17 protein-coding genes and 1 riboswitch are annotated in these 17,807 nt (G+C 46.3%); of the genes, 10 read left to right on the forward strand and 7 right to left on the reverse strand.

Translation table 11 applies throughout. From position 1 onward, the window contains the following. Positions 1–11: 11 nt before the first annotated feature. From AABA11_RS00755 to AABA11_RS00765, 3 genes are all read left to right on the forward strand, one after another. A complete protein-coding gene (locus AABA11_RS00755; protein ID WP_338264623.1) occupies positions 12–1,337 on the forward strand; it encodes a metallophosphoesterase family protein in 1,326 nt (441 codons plus the stop codon). Positions 1,338–1,342: 5 nt separating this feature from the next. Beyond that, positions 1,343–1,612, forward strand: a complete 270-nt coding sequence (locus tag AABA11_RS00760; protein ID WP_265728278.1) for an amphi-Trp domain-containing protein — start codon at positions 1,343–1,345, stop codon at positions 1,610–1,612. A gap of 102 nt (positions 1,613–1,714) precedes the next feature. Beyond that, positions 1,715–2,182 (forward strand): hypothetical protein, encoded by a 468-nt coding sequence (locus tag AABA11_RS00765; protein ID WP_338264625.1) that lies wholly within the window; start codon positions 1,715–1,717, stop codon positions 2,180–2,182. Positions 2,183–2,217: 35 nt separating this feature from the next. On the opposite strand, the gene AABA11_RS00770 is transcribed toward AABA11_RS00765, so the two are convergent. Further along, entirely contained in the window at positions 2,218–3,024 is an 807-nt protein-coding gene (locus tag AABA11_RS00770; RefSeq protein ID WP_265728275.1) for an ATP-grasp domain-containing protein, read from the reverse strand. Between the two features lie 194 nt (positions 3,025–3,218). Next, positions 3,219–4,133: an EamA family transporter RarD gene (gene rarD, locus AABA11_RS00775; protein WP_338264626.1), complete on the reverse strand. Its 915-nt coding sequence runs from the start codon at positions 4,131–4,133 to the stop codon at positions 3,219–3,221. 194 nt (positions 4,134–4,327) lie between these two features. Further along, positions 4,328–4,511, forward strand: a riboswitch (FMN riboswitch). A 119-nt stretch (positions 4,512–4,630) separates the two neighbouring features. Between rarD and AABA11_RS00780 the strand changes: the two genes are divergently transcribed. From AABA11_RS00780 to AABA11_RS00795, 4 genes are all read left to right on the forward strand, one after another. Then, positions 4,631–5,560, forward strand: a complete 930-nt coding sequence (locus AABA11_RS00780; RefSeq protein WP_265728272.1) for a DMT family transporter — start codon at positions 4,631–4,633, stop codon at positions 5,558–5,560. A 189-nt stretch (positions 5,561–5,749) separates the two neighbouring features. After that, positions 5,750–6,958, forward strand: a complete 1,209-nt coding sequence (locus tag AABA11_RS00785) for an MFS transporter (protein ID WP_338264627.1) — start codon at positions 5,750–5,752, stop codon at positions 6,956–6,958. A 277-nt stretch (positions 6,959–7,235) separates the two neighbouring features. Continuing rightward, positions 7,236–9,386 (forward strand): FAD-dependent oxidoreductase, encoded by a 2,151-nt coding sequence (locus tag AABA11_RS00790; protein ID WP_338264628.1) that lies wholly within the window; start codon positions 7,236–7,238, stop codon positions 9,384–9,386. Positions 9,387–9,390: 4 nt separating this feature from the next. Next, positions 9,391–10,209 carry a DUF547 domain-containing protein gene (locus AABA11_RS00795; protein ID WP_338264629.1) on the forward strand — a complete coding sequence of 273 codons (819 nt, stop codon included), beginning with the start codon at positions 9,391–9,393 and terminating at the stop codon, positions 10,207–10,209. Here the strand turns inward: AABA11_RS00795 and AABA11_RS00800 are convergent. After that, positions 10,204–11,112, reverse strand: coding sequence for a LysR family transcriptional regulator (locus tag AABA11_RS00800; RefSeq protein WP_338264631.1), 909 nt, complete (start codon positions 11,110–11,112; stop codon positions 10,204–10,206). The genes AABA11_RS00795 and AABA11_RS00800 overlap by 6 nt on opposite strands. Before the next feature lie 129 nt (positions 11,113–11,241). Between AABA11_RS00800 and AABA11_RS00805 the strand changes: the two genes are divergently transcribed. Both AABA11_RS00805 and AABA11_RS00810 read left to right on the forward strand, forming a co-directional pair. Further along, the gene (locus tag AABA11_RS00805) at positions 11,242–11,967 is read left to right on the forward strand and encodes a sulfite exporter TauE/SafE family protein (RefSeq protein WP_338264633.1); all 726 of its coding nucleotides are present in this window, start codon (positions 11,242–11,244) and stop codon (positions 11,965–11,967) included. A gap of 55 nt (positions 11,968–12,022) precedes the next feature. Continuing rightward, positions 12,023–12,529: a M48 metallopeptidase family protein gene (locus AABA11_RS00810; protein ID WP_338264635.1), complete on the forward strand. Its 507-nt coding sequence runs from the start codon at positions 12,023–12,025 to the stop codon at positions 12,527–12,529. Positions 12,530–12,615: 86 nt separating this feature from the next. On the opposite strand, the gene AABA11_RS00815 is transcribed toward AABA11_RS00810, so the two are convergent. Further along, positions 12,616–13,281 carry a 7-cyano-7-deazaguanine/7-aminomethyl-7-deazaguanine transporter gene (locus AABA11_RS00815; protein ID WP_265728264.1) on the reverse strand — a complete coding sequence of 222 codons (666 nt, stop codon included), beginning with the start codon at positions 13,279–13,281 and terminating at the stop codon, positions 12,616–12,618. Between the two features lie 278 nt (positions 13,282–13,559). On the opposite strand from AABA11_RS00815, the gene AABA11_RS00820 reads away from it, so the two are divergent. Then, positions 13,560–14,114, forward strand: coding sequence for a TetR/AcrR family transcriptional regulator (locus AABA11_RS00820; RefSeq protein WP_338264638.1), 555 nt, complete (start codon positions 13,560–13,562; stop codon positions 14,112–14,114). A gap of 21 nt (positions 14,115–14,135) precedes the next feature. Here AABA11_RS00820 and AABA11_RS00825 read toward each other — a convergent pair whose 3' ends face one another. From AABA11_RS00825 to AABA11_RS00835, 3 genes are all read right to left on the reverse strand, one after another. Then, entirely contained in the window at positions 14,136–14,993 is an 858-nt protein-coding gene (locus AABA11_RS00825; protein WP_338264640.1) for a PA4780 family RIO1-like protein kinase, read from the reverse strand. A gap of 95 nt (positions 14,994–15,088) precedes the next feature. After that, on the reverse strand, positions 15,089–15,997 hold the full coding sequence (locus AABA11_RS00830; RefSeq protein ID WP_338264642.1) for a hypothetical protein: 909 nt from the start codon (positions 15,995–15,997) through the stop codon (positions 15,089–15,091). A gap of 374 nt (positions 15,998–16,371) precedes the next feature. Further along, positions 16,372–17,619, reverse strand: a complete 1,248-nt coding sequence (locus AABA11_RS00835) for a DEAD/DEAH box helicase (RefSeq protein WP_265728260.1) — start codon at positions 17,617–17,619, stop codon at positions 16,372–16,374. Positions 17,620–17,807 lie beyond the last annotated feature (188 nt).

The raw sequence follows: 17,807 nt of genomic DNA on the forward strand, positions 1-17,807 counted from the left end.
AGGTAAACACAATGCAAAGCCCTATCCCAACCGTCACAGATCGACCTCATCATGCTGACATTATTGCTCGCTTACCGAGCGAGTGGACCGCTTGGCCGCGGGATGATGGTTCGGTAAATAGTCATGTATTAGAACCGAACAAAACACCTTCTTTATTTAAGAAAAATAAGCTGCGCTGGCCAAAGCGTTCGGTGGTGTTTATTTCCGATCCGCACGCGGACGCTCATGCATTTGAAGCGTCATTGATCGCGGCGGGTGTGGCAGAGCGCAAGAAAAAAGCGGGCTTGGGTCAATTGACGTTGACGAAAAAAGGCAAACAGTCGGAGATCATCGTCGGTGGGGATTGTTTGGACAAAGGGCCAAGCAACCTCGAATTACTGCGCAGTGTAAAACAGCTTTATAAGCTGAAAGCGCGAGTGACGCTGCTGGCGGGCAATCACGATTTGCGTTTGCTCATGGGCTTGTTAGCGTTGGCGCGTAAAAAAGACGTCGGCAATCAGCACTTCTTTGTGCGCATGGGCAAAAAAGTCGTGCCATTGTTTCGCGAAGTATTCGACGAATATTTGGCGGACACGCATTGGGACAAAAAAATCCCTGATGAAGATACCTGTCGAGAATTGCTTTTTCCTGGCGACGAATGGTTTAAAGAGTTTCCTTTTCATGCGGCTGGCTTTTTGACGGCGGAAGGCATCGATCGCGAAGTGCGCAAAATGGAATCGAAGAACCACAGCTTTGAAAAGCATTGCTTGGCTGCGGGATTGAGCCTGCGCAAGGTGTACGCTACCTCGTTGAAATGCCAAGCTTTGTTCCTACATAAAAAAGGCGAGTTCAATTGGTTTTTCCGCAAAATGGAGCTGGTCGCGAAACGTGGCTCGTTCTTGTTTTTGCACGCGGGATTGGATGACAGCATGGGGCAAATGCTACTAAAAAGCGGCACCAAATACGCGAACAAGGCCTTTCACCGTAACCTCAAGCGTCGTGACTTATTCAGCTTTTACTACAGTTCGATTGCCAACACTTTTCGAACCAAATACCGCGATGCCGACCTGCCACTGACCAAACGTGGCGTCGAAGCGATTCATAAAGCGGGCATTCATGTGGTGGTTCAAGGCCATATCAACCGTCAGCAAGGTCAGCGAATCACCATCAAAAAAGGCTTGGTGCACGTGGAAGCGGACATCACGCTAGACGCGCATTCTCGCAAAGCCGAAGGTTTAAGCGGCTTTGGCATAGGTGCGACTTTAATAGGGAAAGACGCCGGTATTGTTGGGTTAAGTTGTGACTACCCAACCGCAAAAGTCATTACGGCTCAGGATCTACAAGGAATTTACGGATAACATTTATGAAATCAAAAACCGAGTTCAAATACGAAGCGTTACTGGATGCTGATGATATTCAAGGCGTATTAAAAGCGCTTTCCAAAGGCTTATCCAAAGGCAAATTGGAGTTCAGCGAAGACAAAGACGGTGCGTTGACGCTCGACCCAAAGGGCCTGATGCGCTTGAAAGTCAGCGCGTCAGAAGACGAAGACAGCCAGCAATTTGAAGTCAAAGTACGCTGGGAAAAACGCCCTAAGCGCCTCAATAAAACCGCTCCCACTATTTCGTCGTGATTGTTTTAGACTGTTCTACCTCATAATATTAGATAAAACTGTTTCGACGGGGCGTTTTATCCAGCCCATTACTATAATTATAAAAAAGAAAAGGGGATGTCCGTGCTTAAACACCTGTTCTTCCTTGTCAGTTTGTTGTGCTCGCCTTCGTGGTTGTTGGCGGCCAATCCGTCTATTAATGAGCTTAATTCTTGTTTTGCTTTGGTGGATTTTGTCGATTCAAAATTGGACGAATTCGCGGGCAATTATGCAAAGGAAGACGTGCTCGCGGTGCATGCTGGTTTATCGGCGTATGGCGGCTTTTTGCAAAATGACATGATTAAGCCCAAGTTGCTGAACATGTATGGTGGCAATGAAGCCCAAGCGAAACTCATGCAAGCGCTGTTTGATCGTCAAAAAGCCAGCTTTTATAAGACGCTAAATGGGCGTTACACCGAGAAAAAACTCTTCACTGAATACGCTGCAGGCATCAATGATTGTCGTGCGAATGTCAGCATTCCCCCTGCCATCGCCAAAACCCTTAATACAGCCATCAACACCATGATTAAAATGGCGAGACAGAGACCGTAAGCCATCAGGCTTGGCTTATTGACAGGGTCGGCGCGCTAAAAACCGCTAGGTTGATCGATCAAGTTAGCCACTGACAGCAAATGTTGCTCATTGAGGTAGTTCAACAGTTCCGTGTTGACGTCATTTTGTATGGTAGGCAATCCTTGGTTGCCAAAGATACGATTGATTTCAATCACATACGGCACTGAACCGACCATGGCAATGTCGAAACCTGCGTGGTTGATGTCTAACGATTCGGCCAAATAGGTGACAAGATCTTGCGCTTCTTTTGGAATCAAGGCCGCTTCCACCTGCCCACCTTGGCTGATGTTGTTGTGAAAGCCGTTGTCTGACTGCAAACGCCAGTAACCGTTAACGATTTTATTACCAACCCAGATGACGCGCATGTCTCGGTCAATGGGCAGGTATTCTTGCGCATACAGCACGTCTGTTTGCGCCACGTAGTCGCGCCATTGACCGATGGTTTCGATTAAAAAAACGCCGTTGCCCATGCTGCTGCGTGGAATCTTTGCCACGAAAGGAGAAGGCATGTCGTCCCAGATTTTCTCGGCTTCGTAGGGCGTGTTGGCTGCGATAATCGTGTAGGGATGTTGTGCGGGTGCGACGGTACGAAACGTCCGCGTCATTTCCACTTTATCGTGCCCAATCATGTAGGTGGCCAGACTAGGAAAAATTCGCTTTTTCAGCCCATGAACCAAGGCGTTGAGTTGCCAATATTGAGGAAAAAGCAGCCAATCGGCGTCTTTTATTTCATCCAAATGGTCGTACATCGATTCGGGTTTGATGTAGCGAACTTGCGGCAAATGCAAGGTTCTAAGGGCGTCAAAAGAGATGATTTTCATAGCGTATAATCAGTAGACAAACATGCCGCGATTTTGGGACTTAGCGCCTAAAAAAGAAACAAAAAACGACGGAGTTTATATATCCAATCATGCTAAAAAACTGTTTTATTAGACCGTTTTGTTTTTCATGTGTTCGCTTTCTCGTGGCGCGTATTTCAGAAAAATGCCAAGTGAAATCAATAGAAAACCAGCACCTAACGTAAGGCGTTTTTATCAAGTGCCTGTTTGGCTCGGTTTTTACGAATTTTACGAACCGAGTCGAGAATCAATATGACAAGCGCCGACCAGATCAGCACAAAGGTGGTCAGCTTTTCTGGGCTAAGCGGTTCGTCGTACAAAAACACCGCGAGAAAAAACATGCCCGTTGGGCCGATGTATTGAAAGAACCCAAGCGTCACCATGCTGACTCGGTTTGCCGCTGCCGCAAAGCACATCAACGGCACCATAGTGACTGGCCCTGCCGCGAACAACAACCAATTTACATGCGCGCTGTTGTCAAAAATATTCGCCGTAGCAGATGGGCTCCAGATCAAATACAAAAGCGCAAATGGCAACATAATCCCCGTTTCTATCGCCATGCCGGTGAAGCTGTCGACGGCCACTTTTTTGCGAACCAAGCCATAAAAGCCAAAAGTCACTGCGAGAATAAGCGCGATCCAAGGCAAAGAGCCGAATTGAATCACCTCAAACACCACCGCACAAAAGCACAGAACAACGGCAGCTTTACGTACTTTATCGAGTTTATCCTGAAAGAAAATCATACCTAACAAGATACTGATGAGAGGGTTAATGTAGTAACCCAAGCTGGCGCTGAGCATCTTGTTATTTTGTACCGCCCAAATAAACGTCCCCCAGTTGAAGCCAATAAGCAAAGTTGAAACCAGCATGGCCAACAGTGTTTTACGAGAGCGAAGCACGGTTTTCAACGCGTCGGTATAGCGAAGAAGTAAGATCAATATCAGAACAAGGATGAAGGACCAGACGACTCGATGAGCGAGAATTTCTTGTGCCGGAACAAATGACATTTCTTTAAAGTAAATCGGCGCGATGGCCCATAAAGTGAATGCCGTCAGCGCATAAAAAATGCCGCTTTTGGAAGAGGTTTGCATTGAAATCATCCTATTCAATGAAGGTTATTCTTGGATATGAACGTGTGCATGAGAGTGTATAGCAATACTGCATAAATGGTCAGAATTTTGTTGATAAAGAAACAAACAATGTCATTTTGCGGCGGTCAATTTATCGCCGGTTTATTGCCTAAACAAAGGGATAGCGGTAAAGTGGCGGTTGAAATTTTTACATTAATCGAACTTCGGGGCGGGGCGAAATTCCCCACCGGCGGTGATTTTTTTGAATCGAAGGATTCAGCAAACAGCCCGCGAGCGCTTTGTGTCTTATTTAACTAAACCTAGGTTAAGACGCAAGGGACAGCAGATCTGGTGAGACTCCAGAGCCGACGGTTACAGTCCGGATGATAGAAGTCGACCAAGTCTTTGTGGCGCCTGATGCTTTTCAGGTGCTTCTGAGCTGTGCTTTTCTGCGTACAGATCTTGGTACTATTCGTTCTCATCACCCCTGTGCATCTTACTGATTGGAGAAACCAAAGATGGCAGGCACATTTTTCATCATGATCGCGTGTTTCACGTGGGCATTGGATACCTTAATTCGTTACCCTTTACTGGGCGCGGGTTATTCCACACTGCAAATTGTTCTCATCGAACACCTTACCTTGGTGCTGTTCGTCAGTCCTATGCTGTGGCGCTATCGTCACGTTTATCGTCATATGTCGATCAGCGGTTTTTCGTGCCTGTTTTTTATTGGCGGCATAGGCTCGGCCATGGGCACCTTGGCATTTACGGAAGCCTTTCATTATTTGAATCCAACTGTGGTGATCTTGCTGCAAAAGCTGCAACCCATTGTGGCGATTCTATTGGCCTACTGGTTGTTGAAAGAGCGCATTGAAGGGCAGTTTGTTCGCTGGGCGGCGGTGATTTTGCTGGGCAGCTTCGTGATGATGTGGCCAGACCTTCGCCAATTGGGTGATGCGCAATGGCACTATTCAAGCGACACTGCCAGCATCATGAAAGGTTACGGTTACACGCTCATCGCCGTGATCGCATGGGGCGCAGCAACGGTGTGCGGTAAATATTTATCGCATCAACACATGCCCGCCAATGCGATCATGTCAGGGCGTTTTGTCGCGGGATTATTGGTGTTGCTACCGATGGCGTTGGCACAGTCTGAGAGCCTAGTACCAATGACGTCTATTGATTTGAGTTTGGCGGTTGTGATGGCTCTACTAAGTGGTTTTATCGGCATGTGGTTCTATTACCAAGGGCTCAAAACCGTCCCCGCACAACTTGCTACCCTGGCCGAACTGTCCTTTCCCGTCTTCGCCGCCGCCATCAACTGGCTATTCCTAGACATGGGCTTAACCGGCTATCAAATCATCGGCGGCTTGATGCTGATTTTAGGCAATATTGGCTTGCGCATGAAAGAGCTGAGAAAAACAGAGCTAGCGCCAGCGGCTCAGTAACAGAATGGTAAGGGCCTGATTGATAAATATCGGGCTTTGTTTCTGCTTTTCCTTTTTTAATTCCGCAAATACCTGCCCCTATTTGGGGCTTTTTGCATTAGAATGGCGCTCTTAATTTGTCCGCGAGGTCAGCTTTTAGCGGGTCTTTTCGTATGGATGCCGTCATTTTTACTCTAATAAGGAAGCGAGATGCCAAACACGTCTGTTCATTCTCCAATGGTTGAGCCGAAAACCCAGTGGCTAAACGTTATTTTATTGTGGATCGCGGGGATTTCCGCGGCGATGCAGTTTGCTAAGGTGTCGGTGTCGTTTGACGCGTTGCTGGCGCATTATCAAATGGGCGCGCCGTCTACAGGAGCTGCGTTGTCTGCAGTGGGCATTGTGGGTTTGGTGTTCGGTGTGTCAGCGGGGATGATTGCCAGTCGCGTTGGGTATTTGAAAGTGTTGGTGGGGGCTTTGTTATTGGGCGGCACTTTGTCGTTTGTTCAGTCCAGCTTACCTTCTTTTCAGGTGCTGTTTATCACTCGAATGTTAGAAGGCTTTTCTCAGTTGGGTGTGGTGGTTGCGGCACCCACTTTGATTGCGAAATTGAGTGCGCCACAACATAGATCGTTGACCATGGGCATTTGGGGGACGTTTTTTGGTGTGGCGTTTGCTGTGTGCGGCTGGTTGGGCAAGAGCATTCTAGGTCATTACGGTTTACAGGCTTTGTTTCTTAGTCATGGTGTGTTTATTACGGCCATTGGCGTGGTGTTGTTTTTTAAGTTGCGAAAAAATCCGGTGTTGGATTTGGTGCCTGTGACAGAAATGCAAGAGGGCTTTTTGAAGCAAATGATGCAGGTTTATCGTAACCCGAGAGCCTTGCTGCCTAGCTGTGTGTTCTTGTTTTATACCTGCACTTTAGTGTCGATTTTGACCTATGTGCCGGGGCTGATTGATGATGCGTCGTTAAAGACGTTGATGTTGGTGGTGTTGCCGTTAATCAGTACCAGCGGTACGTTTTTAGCGGGGGCGATTGCGCAGTATTTGATGAAGCCGCAGCGCGTTGCGCTGATGGCGTATTGCGGTGTGGCGAGCTGTGCCGTGGTGCTGTCTTTCATTAATGGTTCCGCGGGGTGGTTTTGTTTTGTCGTTGGGATATTGGTGCTGTTTTTGGGTATGGTGCCGGGCTCTGCGTTGGCGATGATCCCGACTCTGGCGCGCAATCCGAGTGAGCAGGCGCAAGGTTATGGTTTGCTTGCGCAATTTGGTAACCTTGGTGCGACCGTTGGGCCGCCGTCGTTTGCAACGGCCATTTCGCTTTATGGTTTGACGGGGCTGGTGGCGTTGGTATTGACGGTGTGTTGTTTTGGCGTTTTGTTTAGTCTTCTTGCTGGGCGCATTAAAGGCACTAGGTAATCTTTTCTGGTTAGTCTTTTTCTGGTTAGTCTTTTTCTGGTTAGTCTTTTTCTGGTTAGTCTTTTTCTGGTTAGTCTTTTTCTGGTTAGTCTTTTTCTGGTTAGTCCTTTCTGTGTTTTGGCCGTGTTTGATTCACAAGCATGGCCTCTCTTCATGTTTTGTTGCAAAAAGAATCCAAAGTCCTGTAATAATTTAGGCTTGGGCTCAGTCTAATGTCTACACATCGAATCAATTGGTTTTTATCCAGAGTCGAAAAGGCTCTTTCGGGGTTTTACGAATGAAAAAAATGGGATTGCTGGTATTCATCGCAGCATTAGCGGCGGGCTTCTTTTATTTTGACCTGCATACGTTATTGACGCTGGATGGTTTGAAGTCTGGGCTTGCGCAATTTGGTGCGTGGCGCGATGACAGCCCGTTATTGGTCGGCGGCGCATTTTTGCTGCTGTACGTTATTGTGACGGCGCTGTCTTTGCCCGGCGCGGTGATCATGACCTTGGCGGCAGGTGCCTTGTTTGGCTTGTTGTGGGGGACGGTGATTGTGTCGTTCGCCAGCAGCATTGGGGCAACCTTGGCGTTTTTGGTGTCGCGTTATTTGTTGCAAGACACGGTGCAATCGCGTTTTGGCGGGCGTCTAAAAGCGTTTAACGAAGGTATTGCCAAAGACGGCGCGTTTTATCTGTTTACTCTTCGTCTGGTGCCGATTTTCCCTTTTTTCTTAATTAATTTGCTGATGGGGTTAACGACGATTCGTGCTTTGACTTTCTATTGGGTGAGCCAAGTGGGCATGTTCGTCGGAACCTTGGTGTACGTCAATGCGGGAACTCAGCTGGGTCAATTGGAGAGTTTGTCGGGCATTTTGTCTCCGTCTTTGTTGTTGTCTTTTGTCTTGTTAGGTGTGTTTCCGCTTATTGCGAAAAAAATCGTTGATGTGGTGAAGGCGCGTCGTGTGTATGCTGGATTTAGCAAACCAAAATCCTTTGATCGTAATTTGATTGTCATTGGCGCTGGTGCTGGTGGCTTAGTGAGTGCTTACATCGCGGCGACAGTAAAGGCTAAAGTCACCTTGATTGAAGCTCACAAGATGGGCGGTGATTGTTTAAATTACGGCTGTATTCCGAGTAAGGCGTTAATCAAGAGTGCGAAAGTGGCTCATCAAATGCGCCATGCTGAAAATTATGGATTGAACAGCAGCGAGCCGACCTTTTCGTTCAAAAAAGTCATGCAACGTGTTCACGATGTGATCTCGAAGGTTGAGCCTCATGATAGCGTTGAGCGTTACAGCAACATGGGTGTCGATGTGGTGCAAGGTTACGCTAAATTGATTGACCCTTGGACGGTGGAAATTCAACGAAACGACGGCGATACGCAACGTTTGACGGCGCGCAGTATTGTGTTGGCAACCGGCGCACGTCCTTTTGTGCCGAATTTACCGGGCTTGGACGAGGTAGGCTATTACACCAGCGACACTCTATGGGAAGCTTTTGCCAAATTCGATGAGCCGCCGAAGCGCCTTGTGGTGTTGGGTGGTGGGCCGATTGGTTGTGAATTGGCACAGAGTTTTGCCCGTTTGGGATCGACGGTCACGCAAGTGGAGCGCTCGGCTCGTATTATGGGGCGAGAAGACGAAGACGTTTCTGCTCTAGCACAAGAAAGCTTAATTCAAGATGGCGTAATCCTGCTGACTTCTCACAGTGCGGTGCGTTGTGAAAAAGACGGTGATGTGAAGCGTTTGATTGTTGAACACAATGGACAAGAGTCTGTGGTGGAATTTGATGCGCTCATTTGTGCCGTTGGCCGCGAAGCGCGTCTGGACGGTTACGGTTTGGAGAATCTGGGGATTGAAACCAAAGGCACCATTGTCACCAATGATTACCTTGAAACCCTTTACCCTAACATTTTTGCCGCGGGCGATGTGGCGGGACCTTATCAATTTACTCACGTTGCCGCTCACCAAGCGTGGTATGCCGCGGTGAATGCGTTGTTTGGCTCGTTTAAAAAGTTCCGTGTCGATTATCGAGTGATTCCTTGGACGACGTTTGTTGACCCTGAAGTGGCGCGAGTGGGCTTGAGTGAAAAAGACGCCAAAGACCAAGGCATTGCTTATGAAATGGTGCGTTACGAATTGGATGACTTGGACCGCGCCATTGCCGACAGCGCGGCAAAAGGCTTTGTCAAAGTGCTGACGGTGCCGGGCAAAGATACGATCTTGGGCGTGACCATTGTTGGCGAACACGCTGGGGATTTGTTGGCAGAATTTGTACTGGCGATGAAACATGGTCTTGGCCTGAATAAAGTCCTCGGCACGATTCACACTTATCCAACGTGGGCGGAAGCCAATAAATACGCTGCAGGTGAGTGGAAACGTGCCCACGCGCCACAGCGTATTTTGAATTGGCTGGAAAAATACCATGCTTGGCGTCGAGGTTAATGTGATGAATAAACTTCGCTTATTGGTATTCACGCTATTGAGCTTTACCTTCGCTGGTTTGTTCAGTGTTCAGGTAAGCGCGGCAAACGCATTTGATCATAGCCAGTGGGATGCATTGCTAAAACAGCATGTGTTGCCGCTCAATGGCGGTCAGACAAGCCAAGTGGATTATCAAGGCTTTGCCGATGATAAGACGCAACTGGATCGCTACTTAGCGGATGTGTCTCAAGTAACGATCTCTGAGTTTGATGATTGGCCGAAAGACGAACAATTGGCCTTTTTGATCAACGCGTACAATGCGTGGACAGTGGATTTGATTGTTAGTCAGTGGCCGGATTTGGAGTCGATTAAAGATCTCGGTAGCTTTTTTCGTTCACCGTGGAGTAAGTCGTTTATTCCGCTATTGGGTGAAACGCGCTCTTTGGATGATATCGAACATAATTTGATTCGTGGTTCAGATCGTTATCAAGACCCACGCATTCATTTCGCGGTGAATTGCGCGAGTATCGGGTGTCCTGCGCTTCGCAATGACGCTTATACGGGCAAGCATTTAGATGCTCAACTAGACGAACAAACGCGACTTTTCTTGCAAAATCGCAGTCGAAACCGAATAGATGATGGCAAGTTAGCGCTGTCTTCTATCTTTAAATGGTATCGAGAAGACTTCGAAAAAGGCTGGAAGGGTTATTCATCATTGGAGCTGTTTTTAGTCGATTACGCGGTGGATTTGTCTTTAAACCCTGAAGAGATTCAGAAGCTGAAAGACAAGGATATGACCATCCGTTTTCTAGATTACGATTGGGAATTAAATAAAACCTCATAGCTCGTTTTGTGTACTGTTAGAAAGGCTTTTCATCATTTCCCAGAAAACATTCGCTTGCGAACTCTGTGTTTGATGGCGTAAGCGAATCATGAAAATGGGCAGCTGATTCTGTGAGGTGAAATTTTCTACTTCAATCGGCACCAGCTGGCCATTGTCTAACTCGGCTTGAATGCAATGTTTTGGCATGCGTGCCCAACCCAGTCCGTGTATCAACAAGGTTTTCTTTGCTTGGAAATCGTTCACATACCAGCGTTTGCCTGTGGGTAAAACGTATCGGTGGCCATTTTCTGAGGCGTTGGCGGTGGTGTCGTTAACCAAAACTTGGGGAATCGAATACAGGGATTGTTGCTTTATTTTGGTGTCGCTGGCGTTAAGCGTGGCGAGTAATTCTGGGCTGATCACCGCAATCATGGTGATTTTGTTCAGTTCGATAAAGGCGTGTCGGTCATCAAGCCCGTATCGTGGGCCAATGGCGATTTCGCATTTGTTCTTGGCGAGCTTTTCTTGCACGCCATAAAGGTGATCTGTGGTGATGTCTAAGGCAATATCCGCGTGCTGATGCTGAAAGGCTTTGATGCGTGACATGCAGTCATCGTCGAGCGCCATTTGGCTGAGGCAGAGCTGTAACGGTGCTTCTATGCCTTTCGCCAAATCATGGCCAAGATTTTCCAACTGCTGCGCTTGTGAAATCAGTTTTTTGCTTTGCTGGAAAAAGGCATGACCTTCGGCGGTCAGTGTGGGCCGGTAGCTGTTTCGGTCAAATAGCAAAATGCCATATTGCTCTTCTAAGGCTTTTACGGCCGCGCTGATCCCCGGTTGGGTTTTATGAATCGAATCCGCTGCAGAACGAAAACTGCCCGTTTCGACAACCGCAATAAAGGCTCTGAGTTGGTCGAGTTTCATGTTGTCCTCAATATGATCATTAATTCGAATCGTTTTGATAATAAAACGAAATTATTTATTGTTCATTATTTGCTTTACCATAACACACATTAAACGAGCTATCTCGTGACGGATTAAGAGGAGAAAAATGTGGATACGACGGTTATTGTGTTGTTTTTAGCGGGTTTGATTACCGGCTTTTCGAAATTTTCGGTGGGTGGCATGGGGTTGCTGGTGCTGCCGATTGTGATGATTGCTTTTCCTGGCCCTGAGGCGTTGGCGATATTATTACCGCTTTATATTATTACCGATATTATGGCGGTGTTTAGTTATAAGTCTAAGATTGCTTGGTCGGTGTTAGCGCGCTTTTTGCCTTTGGCATTTTTAGGTGTGTTTGTGGCGAGTCACTTTTTGGCCAACATTAATGCGGATCAATTTGTCGGCTTTCTCGGGGTGATGATCATTGCCATGATTGCACTTGGGTTATATCTGGATTACCGCCCTACGTCTTTTATGCAGAAGCCGCTTGCGGCATATTCCATGGGGTTTATTGGCGGGATTGTGACCATGATGGCCAACGCCGCAGGGCCGATATTTAGTCTGTTCTTGTTAGAGCAAAAACTGGATAAAACAACCTATGTGAGCACGCGTGCGTGGGCGTTCTTTATTATTAACGTAGTGAAACTGCCTTTCTATATTGGTCTTGGTTTGCTGTCTGTCGAGAGTACCGAAGCCAGTTTATACGCTATTCCTGGGTTGATTATCGGGTCTTTTATTGGCTTTCATGTCCTGAAAAAGGTCAATCCTATTCAGTTCAAATGGCTCATTCGTATTATGTCGACGGCGGCGGCGTTGAAGTTGTTTCTGTTTTCTTAGCTAGAAAGGGTTAAAATGGCAGGAAAAGAGAAATTTTATAAGGTTTAACGACTGAATGAGTGACGTTAAAAACTATCTTGGTGCTTACAGTGCTCAAGTTCAAGAACAAGCGCAAACCTTGTTGGATTCGGAACAATCTGGGGCTTGGTTACTCAAAAAATACCCGACGGCGCACACGTTAAATGGCCCACGTGCTTTGTACGAATACGCGATGGATTTAAAGAACGACTTTATGCGCAGTTCGCCGCCGATCAGTAAAGTCATTTATGACGACAAAATTCACATCATTAACAACGCGCTGGGACTGCATACTTATGTGTCTAGGATGCAGGGCAATAAATTAAAAGCAAAGAACGAAGTGCGAATCTCGTCTTTGTTTCGACGCATTCCTGAGCCGTTGCTCAAGATGATTTTGGTGCATGAATTGGCGCATTTAAAAGAGAAAGACCACAACAAGGCGTTTTATAAACTGTGCTGTTACATGGAGCCGGATTACCATCAATTGGAATTTGATCTGCGTTTGTACTTAAGCCATCGAGATCGTTTTGGGGATTTGTGGTAACGCGAAGTAGGCCGCAAAGGGAGGAGAAAAAGGCCTATTTTTATCCAATAGGCCTTTTTTGGGTCTGTGATTTGTTCTGAACTAGGTTACGCGTTTGCTAATGTGAAATCCGGCTTAATCGCGGTGATTTTCTTAGTCAGATAATTCAATAACACACCATACATAGGGATAAACAATCCAAGGCTGATAATCAGCTTGAAGCCAAAATCTGCCAATGCGATTTCTTGCCAATGTTGTGCCATGAATGGATCTGGGCTTTGGTAAAAAGCGATACCGAAGAACGCTAATGTGTCTAAACCATTACCAAATAAGGTAGATGCCGCAGGCGCGACCCACCATGCTTTTAGTTGGCGAAGACGATTAAATACCTGAATATCAAGCACTTGACCTAGAAGGTATGCCATTAAACTGGCGATCGCAATTCGGCCAACAAAGCTATTTAATGAAGCCAACGCCCCAAAACCCTGAAACTCACCCTGCGCGAACACAACGGATAAGACATACGAAACGATTAATGATGGGATCATCACTAAAAAAATGATTCGACGAGCCAGAGCCGCGCCAAAAATACGCACGGTTAAATCGGTAGCCAAAAAGATAAAGGGAAAGGTAAAAGCTCCCCATGTCGTGTGAAACCCAGCAATCGTAAAGGGAATTTGTACTAAATAATTGCTAGACGCAATGATTAGCAGGTGGAACATGGCAAGGTAGCGCAGTGCTTTAACCTGCTGCGCGGGCGTGAATGTACTCATAGTGTGACCTTTTTCGTTGAATTGGGGTTAGGGAACCCAAGTGGTTGACGGATCTGTCGATTATACATTTGACCTAGTGGTCAAATGCGGAGCGGAATTATACATTAAACAGCTGGTTAAAAAAGAGCCAAAAGCTAAAAAAGTGGTTTACTCTGTCATGGTGACGGTTTGATGGCATAACTAATTCGTGAAATCTATAAGTAGACCAATCGGTCTCTCTTGTTGGTAGACAGCATTGTCTCCTTGTGTCAGTGTTCGTCTTGATGAAGAGGAAATATATGACTAAGCCAGATTTATTGATTCATACGGCGTTTAAACTTTTCTATGAACAGGGCATTCATGCGGTTGGGATCAATACGATTTTAAACGAGACGGGAGTGGCGAAAAAAACGCTGTACCATCATTTTTCCAGCAAAGAAGCCTTGGTTGAGGCGGTATTAAAATACCGAGACCACATTTTTATGGACTGGTTAACGTCTCGAATGTTGGCTGCTGGAGAGGGTAAAGCGGCTGTTTTGGCTATATTTGATGCTTTGGACGATTGGTTTCATAACCAAGTACCAGAGCTGTTGCCGTTTAAAGGCTGCTTTTTTGTCAAAGCGAACGGTGAATTTTCTGATCACATGGTGAACGACATGTGTCAGCGCCATAAGCAAAATATAACGTCTTTTATCCAGGCAAATCTTGTTGGTCATTCATCGGAATTATCTGCAGGTGATTTAGCACAGAGCATCAGTGTGCTGAAGGAAGGAGCGATCGCACAAGCGTACGTTGCTGGTGACTTAGAGGCGGCCAAGAGGGCAAAAGCCATGGCTGTTGCTCTCTTAGGGTGATTTTAAAATCTGTACCTAATGTCAATCGTCGTCGTTTGAGTCCTTAATACGAGCAAGGCGCTCTTGTTCTTCTTCAAAGGCGTCTTTGATTTCTTGTAGAACAGAGTCCACATCGGCTTCTTCGGTGGGCTCGTCAAATTCGCCCGTTAGCTCTGTCTCTGGTGTGAGCTTACCGGCTTCAAATAACGCCCAAATTTCTTTGGCGTACTTGGTCTCAAGAAGATCAGGTGCAAACATACCGTAGTAATTCCGCATGTTATTCACATCACGTTCTAACATCCATTCAGCGTTGTTGTTTGCCGCAGCGTCAACGGCTTGTGGAAGGTCGATGATGACCGGTCCATGAGAATCCACCAATACGTTAAACTCTGACAAATCCCCGTGCACCAGTCCTGCACATAACATGCGTACTATGTCTTTAATAATGGTGTCGTGGTCTCTTCGCGCTTGTTCTTCCGTTAACACCACATCATTGAGTCGAGGCGCTACTTCGCCGCTGTCGTCTGTTACCAATTCCATGAGCAAGACACCATCAAAGCAACCGTATGGCGTAGGCGCACGAACGCCGGCGGCGGCCAAACGATAAAGCGCATCCACTTCGGCGTTTTGCCATAAGTTTTCTTGTTCGTCGCGGCCAAATTTAGAGCCTTTTTCCATGGCCCTAGAGCGTCGACTGTTGCGTACTTTGCGGCCTTCACGGTATTGAACGGCTTGCTTAAAGCTGCGTTTGCCGGCTTCTTTATATACTTTGGCGCAACGGATTTCTGATCCGCAGCGAACGACGTAGACAGTCGCTTCTTTTCCGCTCATTAATTGTCGAAGTACTTCGTCTACTAGGCCATCTTCAATGAGTGGTTCTATTCTTTTAGGGATTTTCATGCGGCTCGTTATACAGTGATTAGGTGACAGATGAAACAACCAGGAATAGACATTTTCACTGGTGTTACGAAATCGGATTTATCTGCCTTAGGCAGCTATTCGTTCATTTCACGCTTTTTATATTCACTCCTCACCAAATACTCAATCATTTCATTGATTTTCATGTTTCGTTCTTCTGCCAGCGCATTGAGCTTTTGTTTCGTATTCAGCGTCATGCTAATGCTGTACGGTTTTTTGCCGCTGGATTTCTCTCGAAATTTCTTCTGGCTCCACGCTTTTTTCATTTTATCAATGATTAACGCTTTACGGTCTACGTTATCAGATAAATCCAGAGTAGCAATAACCACCGCCTTTTTTTCTGTGTCTGAGGTTGGCATCCAAGCTTGTTCTAACGGTCGCTGACTTATGTTCTGTAAATACGCCCACGCCCATGCCCATTGGGAAGGGTTGTTGGGTTCCAACCAGTTCACAACCGATTCATTGAAACGAATGTCTTGCCATTTGGCTTTTAGGAGGTCGAGCAACGCCTGTTGTTGTTCTGTATCGGCTTCTCCGTCATAAAACGCGCTCAATATGTCCATATAACGGTCTGATGTACTGTCCTTATCATCACTAAAGGCTTTTTCTGATAACTGAGAAAGTTCAGTACTGTGTACTGCGTTTGTTGTGGTTGCTGTGTCTGTTTGTTTCGTATGGGTTTTCAGGTAGCACCACAGCCAATTACACAGTCGTTCGTCTTTTTTGTCGATCCAACGGAAATAATGGGATGGCAATTGCGTTGCTTTAAATGCAGTGCGCATTTGAGAGGTAAAGTTTTTTGGCGCGCGATTTTTATTGATGAGCGAGTCCAATTCTTCATTGAGTTTTTTCAAACGCTCAGCAAGAGAGTCCCCCCGTAAATTTTTGGCAGAACTTCCGCGAATCGTTTTAAGCAAATAATCGGTGTAAAAAGCACATTCTCTTTCTGAGACGGCGACTAAGACTTCCGAGGGATTTTTTATCATTTTTATTCCTTTTGGCTATTTGCTTATTCTTCTTTCCATTAAATTACTGTGTAGAGTGTTCCGTAAACCTTACGTGTATTTTAGTAAACTTACAATAATTTGACAGTGAATTTGATGATTTTTTGATCTACTTTTTAGGTTAAAAAGTGCACATTAATGGAATGGATTGACTGTTTTAATCGGAAATTCTTGCATCGGTGAAAGAAGGGTGCAGAGGAAGGCCAAATAAACGATTTATAGTGAATAAGTGCATTGTTTGTTGGGGGGCTGGCAATAAGGTCAGGCGCATTCCGGATATAGGTTCGCCATTACTGGAGTAAAATAATGCGCTCCAGTAGGCGAGTCATGCAGATCTGATAAAGGGGCTGAAAGGGTTAGCGTCTTCTACGCTTCGGTTTTTTGTCTTTGGATGGGGAAAGCCCCAGCGCTTTTGCACGCAGTTCTTTTTTCGATGGTTCACGTTTTTTTGGCGTGTTGTCGAGCTGATTTAGGTCGGGCTCAAACCCTGGAAACCACTGCGGAATGAATTGCTCATTCAGTAATTTTTCGATGTCGGTTAATAGGTAACGTTCTTTTTCAGCCACTAAACTAATGGCAAGGCCGTTTGCGCCAGCACGCCCAGTACGTCCGATTCGATGGATGTAATCTTCCGCATTGTATGGCAGTTCGTGATTTACCACGTATTGCAGTTGTTCTATGTCTATTCCCCTTGCTGCGACATCCGTCGCAACAAGTGCGCGCACTTTGCCGCTTTTAAAGTCGGCCAATACACGTTCACGCGCCCCTTGGGATTTGTCACCGTGGATGGATTGGGTCGTAATACCGTCTTTTTGCATTTCTTTGGCGAGGTCGTCTGCGCCTTGTTTGGTACGCGTAAAAATCAGCACCTGTTGCCAATTTTTTGAGCCAATCAAATAAGAAAGTAGAGCGCTTTTGCGGTTTTGATCAACGGCATACACCACCTGTTCGACTTTATTTGCGGTTGTGTTGCGATTGTCGACTTCAATCAGTTGCGGGTCTTTTAGTAGGGTTTTGCTCAGCGCAAAAATGTCGTCGTTAAACGTTGCGGAAAAGAACAGGGTTTGACGTGATTCGGGCAGAGTTTTTAAGATTCGTTGGATATCAATGATGAATCCCATGTCGAGCATGCGATCTGCTTCATCCAGCACAAGGGTTTGCAGTTGGCTTAAATCGATCAATTTTTTCATGATCAGTTCAAGCAAGCGACCTGGAGTAGCCACCAAGACATCGCAACCTTGTTTTAAGGCGTCGAGCTGAACATTGATGCTGGCTCCACCATAGGCAACGACAGATTGAATTGGTAGGTTCTCACTGTATTTCACAAAACTGGCGTGGACTTGTTGTGCTAGTTCACGTGTTGGTGTCAAAACAAGCACTGTGATGGCGGTTGTTTCAGCCGGTTTGTTTTGGAGAATATGGTGCAACAGCGGAAGCGCAAACGCGGCGGTTTTACCCGTCCCTGTTTGTGCGCCAGCCATCAGATCTTTGTGCTGAAGGACAACAGGAATAGCGGCTTGCTGGATAGGTGTCGGTGTTGTGTAGTTGAGTGTTTGTACTTGCTGAAGAATGTCTTGGTGAAGTCCTAATGACGCAAAGCTCATGGGTGTCCCGCTGATAATAAAAATGCACGTTGAAGGCGCTAGTGTAGCACTTTGACGTATTTTTTGATGTTTTTGGGGACGATAATTTGTATACGAAGACGAAGCAAAACTAAAGAGAAAGGCCAGTGTGTCTTTCTTAAAATAAAAGGCAGATTCCTTTCAGAATCTGCCTTTTGTTGTAGCCGGCT

The organism is Marinomonas pontica, assembly GCF_036322735.1.
Lineage (GTDB): Bacteria > Pseudomonadota > Gammaproteobacteria > Pseudomonadales > Marinomonadaceae > Marinomonas > Marinomonas pontica.